Source organism: Flavobacterium sp. PL11 (assembly GCF_035985025.1).
Taxonomy (GTDB): domain Bacteria; phylum Bacteroidota; class Bacteroidia; order Flavobacteriales; family Flavobacteriaceae; genus Flavobacterium.
Map to the genome: position 1 here is coordinate 49,458 of NZ_JAXCIA010000009.1, position 13,279 is coordinate 62,736.

Here is a 13,279-nt window from a genome sequence, read left to right on the forward strand (position 1 = left end):
AATTAGCATAAATAACTATTAAAAAATCTGTTTTTATGGAGTACTTTTGCACTGTAGAAAAAAACAACAATTTAAATATAAATATATGTCTTTAGTAGGAAAAAAATTCCCAAGTATTGCAGTTGACGCTATCTCTGAAATGGGTGATAATTTGAAAATTAACATTTTTGATGAGGCAGTAAATAATAACAAAAAAGTACTTTTATTTTGGTACCCAAAAGATTTTACGTTCGTTTGCCCAACAGAACTTCATGCTTTTCAAGATGCTTTACCAGATTTTGAAAAAAGAAATACAATTGTCATAGGTGCTTCTTGTGATACTAACGAGGTTCACTTTGCATGGTTAAATACTGCAAAGAACAACGGAGGAATTGAAGGTGTTACGTATCCAATACTTGCTGATACAAATAGAAACTTATCCAACATTTTAGGAATTCTTGATATTGATTCAACTGAATATTCTGAAGAAACAGATTCAGTAATTGTTGAAGGATCTAATGTAACTTTCAGAGCTACTTATTTAATTGATGAAACTGGAAAAATTTTCCACGAAAGTGTAAATGATATGCCATTAGGTCGTAACGTAAACGAATACTTACGTATGGTTGATGCTTACACGCACATTCAAGAAAAAGGTGAAGTTTGTCCAGCTAACTGGGAAGCTGGTAAAGAAGCAATGACTGCTGATAGGGCTAGTACTGCTGAATACTTGAGCATGAACTAAGAAATAATCAAATTTAAAATTCCAAATTCCAGTACAATTCGGAATTTGGAATTTAAGATTTGGAATTTCTAATAATTGAAGTTTAGACTAAAGCAATTAATAATTATTCCAAAATAATAAACTTTTATATTGAGAGATTAAAGTTTAAAAATGGGAATCTTAAATAAAAATTATGTTAATAGAATTAACTGACGATACATTACAAGATTTAATTTCGAAAAACGAAAAAGTAGTCGTTCAATTTTCAGCATCTTGGTGTGGAAATTGTCGCATTATGAAACCTAAGTTTAAAAAGTTAGCCACTGAAAACGAAGCAATCACTTTTGCTTTAGTAGATGCCGAAAACTTTCCTGAATCAAGAAAACTTGCTAACGTGAGTAATTTACCAACGTTTGCCACTTTTGTAAATGGTAAATTGGTAAACGAAACACAAACAAACAAGCAGGAAGTTTTAATTGAATTAGTAAACGAAATCGTTTAAAAATTTAATTGTTAAAAGGGCTAATCTTTTCAATAGTTTGCCCAGATTAATGGACAATTTAATGAATAATCATATAAAAAAATAAAAATGAAATTACCTGTAATTAAGCATTTAACCCAATTTATAGAAGAAAATGATGAAGATTATATAATAGAAACAATAGATGTTCTTGAAGCTATGACTGAGATTCCTTCACTTAAAGATGAAGAGTTAGATGTAATAGGGGAATTAATTTCTAATATGTATGGTGCATTAGAAGTCAATAAATTAGTTAAATCAGGAACAGATAAGAAAGAAGCACTTAACACATTTATGAAAAGAGTTTTAGGTTCCATAGACAAATAAAAACAGCAATATATATTAGAACGCACCCGGAAACGAGTGCGTTTTTCTTTTAGTGATGGATTGTAATTTACATGTAATAAAAGACGATCAATCTCAAAAAGACAAACATTATAACTTCACTTCTAAACAAATTCTTAAAAAATTTTCATACTTTTGAAACTCACAAAAAAATAAATAACATGGCTTCAATTACATTAGGAGGAAATCCAATTCATACATCAGGAGAATTACCAAAAGTAGGTACTAAAATGACTGATTTTAAACTAGTTAATACTGATCTTGCAGAAGTTAGTTTAAATGATTACGCAGGGAAGAGAGTTGTTTTAAACATTTTTCCAAGTGTTGATACTGGAACTTGTGCAGCTTCTGTTAGAGCGTTTAATGAAAAAGCAAGTGCATTAGAAAATACAACCGTTTTATGTATTTCAAGAGATTTACCATTTGCTCAAAAACGTTTTTGTGCCGCTGAAGGATTAGAAAATGTGGTTAGTCTTTCTGATTTTAAAAATGGCGATTTCAGTAAAAATAACGGTTTAGAAATGACAGAAGGCCCGTTAGCAGGATTACATTCAAGAGCAATTATTGTAATTGATGAAAATGGAACAATAATACATACAGAGCAAGTTGGTGAAATTGCTGATGAGCCAAACTATGAGGCTGCAATAGCAGTGCTTTAATATACTCTAATGGAATTTAAAAAAGACAATACTTTTATAACTGGTAGACTAAAAAGTTTAAATTTTGCTTTAATCGGTGCTATCAAACTAATCCGCACTGAACATAGCATTATGGCTCAGTTTTCAATAGGAATTTTGATGACTATTGCTGGTTTTTATTTTGGCATTTCTAAAACAGACTGGCTTTTTCAAACAATGGCTATCGGATTAGTTCTAAGTGTTGAAGGATTAAATACTGCTGTAGAGAAAATAGCTGATTTTATACATCCTGATTATCATGAAAAAATTGGGTTTATTAAGGATATAGCTGCCGGAGCTGTATTTTTTGCTGGAATAACAGCAATAATAATTGGTTTAACAATATATATGCCTCTATTTTTATAGGTATTATTACAAATTAGAATGGCTAAAACATTAAAGACTGCTTCTACAAAAAAAACGGATAAAACTACAGATATTAAAAAACCTCTAAGGATCACTAAACAACATAAAATTGTTTTAGGATCCTTATTAGTTTTGTTTTCTATTGCTTTATTGGTTGCCTTTATCTCATTTTTTATTCATGGACAGCAAGACCAAAGTGCCGTTCAGGAATTAAGTGATCGGTCAGAGGTTGTGGGAAACTGGCTGGGGAAATTTGGTGCCTATTTAGCCGATTTATTTATTTATAAAGGTTTTGGCCTTGCTGCGTTTATATTTATACGCTTATTTTTTGTAAGTGGTATCTATTTATTTTTGGGACTGCGGCTTCAAAAACTTAAAGACATTTGGTTTTGGGATTTATTTGTTATTGTTATTTTATCCGTTTTATTAGGATTTTTTGCCACTTCAGCACCTGAATTAGGTGGAATTATGGGATATGAGCTCAATTTATTTTTTCAGGATTATATAGGAAAGACTGGAACATTTCTGTTATTGTTATTTGGACTTATCATTTATATTATTTTTAAATTGAACATTTCGCCAGAAAGTATTCAATCCTTTTTTAATGATTCTAAAAAACAGATCAATGCTACTACCGCAAATAATCCCGTAAACACCAAATCAACAAATTATAATTTAGAAGAATTTGCTCTAGTCGAAGAGGAATCAGAGGATCAGATTCATTTAAAAAAGGCAGATTCTAAATTTGAAATAAATAAAGAAGCTTTAAAACCTACCATTAATAATTCATCTGATTTAAAAAGAGATCCTGTTACCAAAACTTTAAATATGGAGGTTACACCTCCTCCATTTACAGAAGTTATTGTATCCGCGTCTGATTCATTTGTAGTGGAAACAGCTCCTGAGGAAGATATAATAGAAGAAAATTTAGCCTCGCGACTAGTCGCTGATTTTGGATTATTCGATCCAACTTTGGATTTATCCAATTACAAATTCCCAACAATTGATTTATTAAAAGAATATTCAACTGGTGGTATTACAATCAATCAAGAAGAATTAGAAGAAAATAAAAACCGAATTGTAGATACGCTTCGCAATTACAAAATCGAAATTGCCCAAATAAAAGCTACCGTTGGACCATCTGTAACCTTATATGAAATTGTACCTGAAGCTGGAATTCGAATCTCTAAAATTAAAAGCTTAGAGGATGATATTGCTTTATCACTATCAGCATTAGGAATACGTATCATTGCTCCTATTCCTGGCAAAGGAACTATAGGAATTGAGGTTCCTAATAAAAACCCAACCATGGTTTCTATGAAAAGTGTTATTGGCTCTGCCAAATTTCAAGAAGCTGAAATGGAATTGCCTATTGCCCTAGGAAAAACGATTTCTAATGAAACTTTTGTCGTAGATTTAGCCAAAATGCCCCATTTATTAATGGCTGGAGCAACTGGTCAAGGAAAATCTGTGGGTTTAAATGCGGTCTTGACCTCACTTTTATATAAAAAACATCCAGCAGAAGTTAAATTTGTTTTAGTTGATCCAAAAAAAGTGGAACTAACACTTTTTAACAAAATTGAAAGACATTATCTAGCCAAACTTCCAGATATGGATGACGCTATTATCACTGATAATGCAAAAGTGGTCAATACACTAAATTCACTTTGTGTGGAGATGGACAATCGGTATTCATTATTGAAAGACGCAATGGTTCGAAACATAAAGGAATATAACGATAAATTTAAGGCTCGTAAGTTAAATCCTGAAAACGGCCATCGATTTTTACCTTATATCGTTTTAGTTGTCGATGAATTTGCTGATTTGATTATGACAGCAGGAAAGGAAGTTGAAGTTCCTATTGCTCGTCTAGCCCAATTAGCGAGAGCTATTGGTATTCACTTAATTATTGCCACACAAAGACCATCTGTGAATGTAATTACGGGACTTATCAAAGCCAATTTTCCGGCGAGAATAGCCTTTAGAGTTACTTCTAAAATTGATTCAAGAACAATTCTTGATACGCAAGGCGCTGATCAATTAATAGGCCGTGGTGATATGCTTTATACTAATGGAAATGATGTAGTGCGAGTACAATGTGCTTTTATTGACACTCCTGAAGTCGAGAAAATCACAGAATTTATTGGTTCTCAAAAAGCATACGCAACAGCATATCTACTTCCAGAGTTTGTTGGTGAGGAAAGTGGCATTAATCTTGATGTGGATATTTCTGATAGAGACTCTTTATTTAGAGAAGCTGCTGAGATCATTGTAAATGCACAACAAGGATCGGCTTCTTTATTACAACGCAAATTAAAATTAGGCTACAATAGAGCGGGTCGCTTAATCGATCAGTTAGAAGCCGCAGGAATTGTAGGCCCTTTTGAAGGCAGTAAAGCTCGAAGCGTTAATATATTGGATATGAGTTCTCTTGATCTATTTTTCAATAATGAACAAAATAAATAAAACAATGAAATTAAGCAATCAAGATTCCAAAAAGAATTATCTACAAGCAATAACAAAAAATATTTTTTTAATAACCACCTTGTTATTATTTAGTTTTGCTACACAAGCGCAAGATAAAAAAGCAAAACAACTGCTAGATGAGGTTACCGCTAAAGTAAAAAGTTACGATAATATTACAATTGACTTTAAATATACGTTAAACAATTCTAAAGAAAATATCAATCAAGATAGCAAAGGAAATGTCACGATGAAAGGAAATCAATATGTATTGAATTTTATGGGTGTTACGAGAATTTTCGACGGAAAAAAAACCTACACCATTGTTCCAGAAGATGAGGAAATTACCATATCTACTGCAAACGATAAAGATGATAATACCATTACGCCTTCTAAAATGCTTACTTTCTTTAATTCAGGATATCGATACAATATGGATATAATCCAAAATGTAAAAGGTAGAAAAATTCAATACATACAATTGGTTTCTACTAATCCTAAAGACTCAAGAAAAGAAGTTTTACTTGGTATCGATGTCCAAACAAAACATATTTATAATTTGATTGAAGTGGGTAAAAAAGGTACAAAAACAACATTAACGGTTAATTCTTTTAAAACCAACCAACCTTTGTCAAAAAATCAATTTACATTTGCAGGGAGTAAATATCCAAATTACTACATCAACAAATTAGATTAATGCACTAGGTGAAAATTCTTGACAAATACTTATTAAAAACCTTTCTGACTACATTTACTACTGTATTTGTAATTCTGTTTTTTATATTTATACTACAAACTGTTTGGCTGTTTATAGCAGAATTAGCTGGGAAAGATTTAGATGTAGTAATGATTATAAAATTTTTGGCTTTTTCAATGCCAAGGATTGTACCTCTTGTTTTGCCACTTTCCATTTTACTAGCTTCGATAATGACTTTTGGCAATTTAGCCGAAAATTATGAATTTGCGGCAATGAAATCATCTGGAATCTCGCTCCAAAGAGCGATGCGTAGTTTAACTATTTTCATCATCTTTTTAAGTATTGTTGCTTTTTTATTTTCAAATAATGTAATCCCTTTTGCCGAATATAAATTTATAAATTTTAGAAAAAACATAGCCCAAGTCAAACCAGCTTTGGCAATAGCAGAAGGGCAATTTAGTGATGTAGGTTTTTACAACATCAAAGTAAATAAAAAAAGTGGTCCCGAAGGAAATACACTTACGGGTATTACGATTCACAAAAAATCTAATGCAGGTGACGCCAGTAAAACAATTATAAAAGCAAAAGATGGTGAATTAATAAGCAGTGAGCAATCTAGTATTTTGCAATTAGTACTTAATGATGGGTATTACTATGAAGATCTTGTTCCAAAAAATTATGCTGATCGGGAAAAAATGCCTTTTGTAAAAAGCTCTTTTAAAAAGCAAGTGATAAATATTGATTTGTCTGAATTAAATAAGATAGATGTAAACCAAGAATCAGTGGCGAATACCAATACAATGCTTACGGTTAATGAGTTAAGTTATACATTAGATTCATTAAATAAGTCTATTAATACTGATATTATTGCTTTTGCCGAAAATAGTAATATGAAAATTACCTATCCTGCTAAAAATAGTAACATAGTTAGTAAAAAAAATAAAACGATTCCTAATGATCTTTTGTCGTTATATACCAATCAAGAAAAATCTAATATCTTACAATTAGCAAGTAGCACAATATCTAATACACTATATTCCATTGACAATTCTAATATGGAATTATTGAATAAACAGAAAAATATTAATAATCACATATTGGCATTTTACGATAAATTTGTAATTGTATTTGCCTGTTTTCTAATGTTTTTTATTGGAGCGCCACTAGGTGCCATTATTAGAAAAGGTGGTTTAGGACTTCCGATAGTTTTTGCAGTTCTAATCTTTATAACCTTTCACTTTATCAATACATTTGGAAAAAGATTAGCACAAGAAAACGGAATGACACCATTTATGGGTGCCTGGTTATCCTCATTTATATTAACTCCTTTAGCTATTTTATTAACGTATAGAGCAACGAACGATATTGGATTAATAAGTATGGATATTGTATTAGCTCCTTTTCAAAAAATTATTAAAAAATTATTCCCAAAACAAAACTAACACCTGAAATGGACTTAGAGAACATAAAGTTAAATACAATTGAAGAAGCAATAGAAGATATTCGCCAGGGAAAAATCATAATCGTTGTTGATGATGAAGATCGCGAGAATGAAGGTGATTTCTTAGCCGCAGCTGAAAAGGTAACTCCCGAAATGATCAATTTTATGGCCACTCATGGTCGAGGATTGATTTGTGCACCGCTAACAGAAAGTCGCTGTAAAGAATTAGGTTTACACGTTATGGTGACTAATAATACAGATCCAATGGAAACTGCTTTTACAGTGTCAGTGGATTTAAAAGGTAATGGAGTTACTACAGGCATATCAGCTTCTGATCGTGCTAAGACTATATTATCCCTAGTCAATTCAGATACAAAGCCACACGAACTAGCCAGACCAGGACATATATTTCCTTTAATAGCTAAACAAGGTGGCGTTTTAAGACGTACTGGACATACAGAAGCAGCAATAGACTTTGCTCGTTTAGCAGGTTTTAAATCAGCGGGTGTTATTGTTGAAATTATGAATGAAGATGGCTCTATGGCGCGCTTACCGCAACTTGTGGAAGTTGCTAAAAAGTTTAATTTAAAATTAGTTTCTATTGAAGATCTTGTGGCATATAGAATGCAGCACGATAGTTTGATCATCAAAAAAGAAGATTTTAATATTGAGACACGTTTTGGTACCTATAGACTTCGAGCATATCAGCAAACCACAAATAAACAAATTCATATCGCATTAACAAAAGGAACTTGGAATTTAGGCGAATCTATACTTACAAGAATAAATTCTTCCCAAGTAAACAATGACCTATTAGGAACCCTAACAAATAATGCTGATCAGCAATTAGATGATATGTTTCGAGTAATTAATGATGAGGGAAAAGGCGCTGTTATATTTATTAATCAAGATATGCAGTCCATAAGTTTTTTAAATCGTCTTGCTGAACTTAAATTATTACAAAGCGAAGGTGTGATGAAAGCACCAAAAATCATTATTGATAGTAAAGACTTTGGAATAGGCGCTCAAATATTACATGATATTGACATTTCAAAAATCAGATTAGTTTCCAATACTAAGGGAACCAAGCGCGTTGGAATGATTGGCTACGGCTTAGAAATAACCGAGAACGTTGGTTATTAATAGCAATAATTCTATTTAGTAAACTTAATTATATTGTTAAAGTAAAGGAAATGAAACAATTGAAAAATACTTTACAAAACAGCTAAAATTTTTATTAAAATTGTTTTTGTAAATCGAAAAAGGTGCTTATATTTGCACTCGCAATCATTAAATGATTGTCGCTCACTGGAGAAATGGCAGAGCGGTCGAATGCGGCAGTCTTGAAAACTGTTGACTGTAACAGGTCCGGGGGTTCGAATCCCTCTTTCTCCGCTGAATTAAAACCCTAACAATTGATTTTCAATTAGTTAGGGTTTTTTGTTTCTACTTCTAGCCCACATTTAGTCCACAATCAATAAAAAAATATTTTAGAATTTATTTACAATGGCATAAAGTCCTTTTTGACTGTTTTTAGCTTGTAAATTCCACTCTTGATACAATGGAAGCATTTCGCAAAACACTTCGTTATATGGCTTCGCATAGCCTTCTTTTATCATAATTTCGTTTAATACTCTGCCATCATTCAAAACTAAGTAACCTAATAGCCTACCATATTTATCAAATAAATTATTTTGTTCCTGTACTAAAGTGCAAAAATCACCTAAATTAACTTGATCCTTTAAAAATTCAAAAGATAGAAAACCTAACTTTATTAAAAGTGCAGCAGGTGTTTGAAGTTCTTTTTCATCTTTTTTTATCTTATCACAATAATTTATTTCGGGTGCATCTATCCCTAAAAATCTAACTTCAATTTTTCTTTTTGAAATAATATCTTCTAAAATAATTCCATCACCATCAACAAACATTATAATTTTCAGAAGGTTTTTTTTAATTGTTATTTCGTTAGCGTTAAAATGCTTCATTTTGCTTTATTTAATATCTTGTTTATCAATACTTTACGTTATAAATTTAGGATAAAATTTTTATATAACATAATTTAAAATTGATAGCATATGGCTAGACAGAAAGGACATGTTAAATATGTCGGGACGTTAGGTGAAATTCGTCATTTCAAAATTAAAGGTAACGCCGGTTACTTTGCAGGGTTAAAAGGTGGACCAACAGCAGAACAAGTAAAAACTGCACCTGGTTTTATCCGTACACGTGAAAACATGTCTGAGTTTGCAGCATGTGCAATGGCAGGAAAATCTGTTAGAATTGCTTTATCAGCTTTAATGAAACAAATGACTGATAGCCAATTTACAGGAAGACTAACTGCTATTATGAAAAAAATAAATATTGAAGATGGCTCTGAAGCCAGAGGACAAAGAGCAATTCTTATTTCTCAACAACCTCAATATCTGAAAGGATTAGATTTTAATCGTAACATTTCATTTAATGGTGTTTTTAATGCTCCTTTCACGTTAACTCCAACTGCTTCAAGAATTGAAAGCACTTTAAGTATTGCTGCATTTAATCCGCTGAATTACTTAAACATTCCTTCTGGAGCAACACATTTTAGGATCATTAATGCAGTTTCTGTAGTTGCTGATTTTATTTACAATTCAGTAACGGGAAATTACGAACCTTCTGATTCGGTATTGAATCAAATGTCAAATGTTGCTTATTCTGATTATTCTCCTGTAGATGTTGCAACCTCTCTAATTGAAGTTACTGCTACATTATCGGGAGCACCAACATTAAATACAGATGTATCAGTAATTGGTAGTATTGGAATTGAATTTTATCAGAAAGTTGGAAATAACTACTATTTATTCAATGCGGGTAACGCTTTGAAAATAGAAGATATTTTCTAAAACACCATCAGTTTGCAAGAATGCAAACTTTGCAAATTTGCAATCTAAGCCCTTTCTAACGAGAGGGCTTTTTGTTTTTTACTAATTTATCTATAATGTGGACTTATGTATGACATATAGGGCGAATAAAGAGCAAATATGTATTAGTCGGAATATTATGTTACTTTTTAAAATAATGCGCTAAAATCGTACTTCTCATTTGATCCATTAAAACTAAACTTTCCTGAAATTGCTTTTCTTTTATCTCAATAATTTGCAAAGCTTTAACTTGTTTATGGTGCTGCTCCATATTTTCCAACATATTATTCAGATTCGGAATAAAGTTTTTCTTGAATTCGTGAATCCGTAAAAATGGAATTACGGAACCGCAAAGATATTGATGCCAAAAATCAGCTTTCCATAAACTATAAATAAGCCAGTAAATTGTCTCTGCTTCTTCTTTGCTTGAAAAAGTGACAACAAAGCTATTTGTAAAAGCTGTCTTTTGAGGCTTTCCACTATTCAAGCCTTTGCTCAAGATGTAAATCTGATTATCTCGGCAAACTGACTCTTTTCTGTGCGTTTTAATGATTGGATTCGGCATAACTTCTGGTTTAAAATGATGCTTTCGCTACGCTCCGCACCATATCATTTTTAAAAGAAAAAGAAAAAAAAGAAAGACGTCTCAAAAGTGGAGGTTTCAAAAGGAGTCAAGTTTTTTTGAAAAAATACTACCCAACTATTGCAATGGAATCCGATGCTTATCGGCGGAGAAAAAGAGTTGTACTGAAAATGTAAGGGTGGAGATTTTTTCAAAAACCCAGAGGGCTTGAACTTTACTTTTTGAAACCGTAACTTAAATTTGCTTTCTTTTTATTTATTTTTTTTTCTTGTTAGCACAAAATATCATTGGTAAGCATTGTTTTTTAGGAGAACGTTCTTATGGAAACGGCAATCAAACACCCCCAAGCACCGCAAGAAGCAAAAAAAAGTGTTGTCCCGTTTTTCAGGAACAAGGAACTTTTATTTGCGTATGAGGAGCGAAGTTGGTGGTGTTGCGGCAATCGAACGGCTACCATAAACGCGGGAATTGAGCGAAGGAACGTAGCGAAATGAAGCGGATATGAGCGTGAAACGGCGGGGAAAAAATAAAAGACAGCCTTTGGCGTTCCTTGATTTAGGGCAAAGTGATAACGGAGCCAACCCCGATAGCTGTGCGAAGGAGCAACCGCTGAAAAAACAAGGGGCGACAGACATAATACTGCTTAATGCAGAATATTTCTAGTATGGAAACGAGAAGTTCTTAAAGCTGTATTGTGGCTGTAATAGCCCCGACGAACGCAGGAAGATCGCGTGTGAAGATGAGGAACGAAACAGTGCTGAAAAAATAGCTGATTGTTTTCAAGCTGCTGTTTTTATAGTGCTGTGAAGTGCCTGTGGAATGGAGGGAAACCTAAATAGTTATTAAGAGATAAGATTCCCTAATTTATACTAAAAGTTATTATGAAAATATTTGGTTGACCGACTGGAACAGCCGAACGGAACAAAGCAAACGACCGAAGAGAGACCGCTTGATTGCCTCTTATTCTTTTTAACGTAAATGATGTTTTAAAAACCTTTTAGAAATAATATATTAATATCCGATAATTTTTTATCTCTAAATTTATTTCTTAACTGTTTTTGTTTCAAAATCTTCTTTAGTAATCTCGAATTGTTCTTTTACGACATTTATAATCTTTTCCGAAACAACCTCTGATATTTCGCTTATGGACATACCTTGTCGTATTGTAATTTTTTTATCATTACTTTGTCTGAATACCGAAAGAACGTCTTTGGTTACTTCTAAAGTACTCGTAAGATCATTATTAAAAGTCAGTAAGCTCATAAAAGATTATTTAAAATAGTTATCAAAAAAATGTTGATTTAATTCTGGTCTAAAATAGTGTTTTCTTTTAATCCAAACAAAGCCATCTCCTTTAGAAATTATAGCAACATCTACAGGACCACCAACACTCTCTTCTGCAAAGGTAATTCTTCTTTTTAAATAAGTCAAATATATTAAACTTTCCGCCATTTCGGCTAAATCCTCTTTATCAAGATTACTAACAGCATCCATTAAAGGAACTATATAATTCTCTCTTTTTATTTGCTGGTTTAAACTATTAAATTCACCTACAATAGCGTTAATATCGAGATTACTAATCTGTTCTGTAAGAAGAGGATTAGTATCGCCTATAGCGGCCAATATAGTTTGATTGTATTTTTTCAAAAGTTCTTCAAAATTATTCAAATAAATAGTGTTTAACGAAGGATCTATACCTGTTAGTATTGTATTAATAACGTCTGTTTGTGCAAAAGGATTGATTGATCCAGAATTATCATTAGATATTTTTGCAATTTGGTTGTCATCAATAAAGTAATGCAATCTGTTGTCAATTACCATTGAAATAAATACAGGAATTAAACTAGGGTAAATTTCATCTTCACCAAAACCAGTAAATATTAAACCTGTAAAACTGTTGAAATTTTCTTTTGCTCTTAATAGATAAAAAACTGTTTTCTTAATTTTTAAAAATAATTCATCTGAAACAATAATCTCATTTTGAATAAATCTATTTTCATTTATTTCATTAAAAATATCATTAGAATATGCTTCGAAATTTTCAAAAGTATAATCTTCAAATTCTGGACAAAAATTAGTCTGAATAATCCAGTTATTCATCAAATTATCAACTTTCACTTCAAGATTTTCTAAAAAAACAACTCTATTTTCAGCAGTAGGATTTAGGGTAATACTATTATTTATAGCGATAGCATCATTAATGATTAAATTTACAATATCTAAAGTGAAAAGCTTTAAAAAATCACTTTGTATAGTATCATCAGTATAATATTTTTTAGACTTTAAAAACGCAAGGAAATCAACTTGATATTCATTGAGGGTATTAAAGGATTTGTCTTTTAATTGTTTTCTGTAAACTTTTATTATTGTTTCCCAAGGTGTACCCATAAAAGATGCCGCATTATAAATCATAATACCCACAGGATGGCATTTAGACAATGCAAATACTTTGTTTGCTTTATTAAATATTTTTTTACCATTAGAACCTCCAATAGTTACAGCACTATCGGCTGCCATTGCTACTGCTTGCTTATTTAAAATACCTACTATTGCTGTCATAATTATTTGTATTTATTGGCTTTCATAA

Annotated in this window: 14 protein-coding genes and 1 tRNA gene; 11 read left to right on the top strand and 4 right to left on the bottom strand. The window is 31.6% G+C overall.

The genetic code is table 11. From position 1 onward, the window contains the following. Positions 1–85: 85 nt before the first annotated feature. The 10 genes from RCH18_RS06640 (at position 86) to RCH18_RS06685 (ending at position 8,607) form a co-directional block, all read left to right on the top strand. Positions 86–724 (top strand): peroxiredoxin, encoded by a 639-nt coding sequence (locus RCH18_RS06640; protein WP_326935971.1) that lies wholly within the window; start codon positions 86–88, stop codon positions 722–724. A 172-nt stretch (positions 725–896) separates the two neighbouring features. Next, positions 897–1,205, top strand: a complete 309-nt coding sequence (locus RCH18_RS06645; RefSeq protein ID WP_326935972.1) for a thioredoxin family protein — start codon at positions 897–899, stop codon at positions 1,203–1,205. Between the two features lie 87 nt (positions 1,206–1,292). After that, positions 1,293–1,550, top strand: a complete 258-nt coding sequence (locus RCH18_RS06650) for a DUF6952 family protein (RefSeq protein WP_072992602.1) — start codon at positions 1,293–1,295, stop codon at positions 1,548–1,550. Between the two features lie 179 nt (positions 1,551–1,729). Beyond that, positions 1,730–2,227, top strand: coding sequence for a thiol peroxidase (tpx, locus tag RCH18_RS06655; RefSeq protein ID WP_326935973.1), 498 nt, complete (start codon positions 1,730–1,732; stop codon positions 2,225–2,227). A gap of 9 nt (positions 2,228–2,236) precedes the next feature. After that, positions 2,237–2,611 carry a diacylglycerol kinase family protein gene (locus RCH18_RS06660; protein WP_326935974.1) on the top strand — a complete coding sequence of 125 codons (375 nt, stop codon included), beginning with the start codon at positions 2,237–2,239 and terminating at the stop codon, positions 2,609–2,611. An 18-nt stretch (positions 2,612–2,629) separates the two neighbouring features. Then, on the top strand, positions 2,630–5,077 hold the full coding sequence (locus RCH18_RS06665; RefSeq protein WP_326935975.1) for a DNA translocase FtsK: 2,448 nt from the start codon (positions 2,630–2,632) through the stop codon (positions 5,075–5,077). A 4-nt stretch (positions 5,078–5,081) separates the two neighbouring features. Further along, complete coding sequence (locus tag RCH18_RS06670) at positions 5,082–5,771, top strand: LolA family protein (RefSeq protein WP_326935976.1); 690 nt, start codon at positions 5,082–5,084, stop codon at positions 5,769–5,771. Between the two features lie 8 nt (positions 5,772–5,779). Then, positions 5,780–7,213, top strand: coding sequence for an LptF/LptG family permease (locus tag RCH18_RS06675; RefSeq protein WP_326935977.1), 1,434 nt, complete (start codon positions 5,780–5,782; stop codon positions 7,211–7,213). Between the two features lie 8 nt (positions 7,214–7,221). After that, a complete protein-coding gene (gene ribB / locus RCH18_RS06680; RefSeq protein ID WP_326935978.1) occupies positions 7,222–8,355 on the top strand; it encodes a 3,4-dihydroxy-2-butanone-4-phosphate synthase in 1,134 nt (377 codons plus the stop codon). 167 nt (positions 8,356–8,522) lie between these two features. After that, positions 8,523–8,607: transfer RNA gene (locus RCH18_RS06685), tRNA-Ser, on the top strand. Positions 8,608–8,702: 95 nt separating this feature from the next. Here RCH18_RS06685 and RCH18_RS06690 read toward each other — a convergent pair. After that, complete coding sequence (locus RCH18_RS06690) at positions 8,703–9,197, bottom strand: thermonuclease family protein (protein WP_326935979.1); 495 nt, start codon at positions 9,195–9,197, stop codon at positions 8,703–8,705. Between the two features lie 90 nt (positions 9,198–9,287). Here RCH18_RS06690 and RCH18_RS06695 point away from each other — a divergent pair, with 90 nt between their 5' ends. Further along, positions 9,288–10,091 (top strand): hypothetical protein, encoded by an 804-nt coding sequence (locus RCH18_RS06695; RefSeq protein ID WP_326935980.1) that lies wholly within the window; start codon positions 9,288–9,290, stop codon positions 10,089–10,091. A gap of 160 nt (positions 10,092–10,251) precedes the next feature. Here the strand turns inward: RCH18_RS06695 and RCH18_RS06700 are convergent, their stop codons facing one another. The 3 genes from RCH18_RS06700 to RCH18_RS06710 all read right to left on the bottom strand — a co-directional run bounded on the left by RCH18_RS06700 (position 10,252) and on the right by RCH18_RS06710 (position 13,251). Then, entirely contained in the window at positions 10,252–10,674 is a 423-nt protein-coding gene (locus tag RCH18_RS06700) for a DUF6943 family protein (RefSeq protein WP_326935981.1), read from the bottom strand. A gap of 1,059 nt (positions 10,675–11,733) precedes the next feature. Then, a complete protein-coding gene (locus RCH18_RS06705; protein ID WP_326935982.1) occupies positions 11,734–11,955 on the bottom strand; it encodes a hypothetical protein in 222 nt (73 codons plus the stop codon). A 6-nt stretch (positions 11,956–11,961) separates the two neighbouring features. Continuing rightward, positions 11,962–13,251 carry a hypothetical protein gene (locus tag RCH18_RS06710; RefSeq protein ID WP_326935983.1) on the bottom strand — a complete coding sequence of 430 codons (1,290 nt, stop codon included), beginning with the start codon at positions 13,249–13,251 and terminating at the stop codon, positions 11,962–11,964. Positions 13,252–13,279 lie beyond the last annotated feature (28 nt).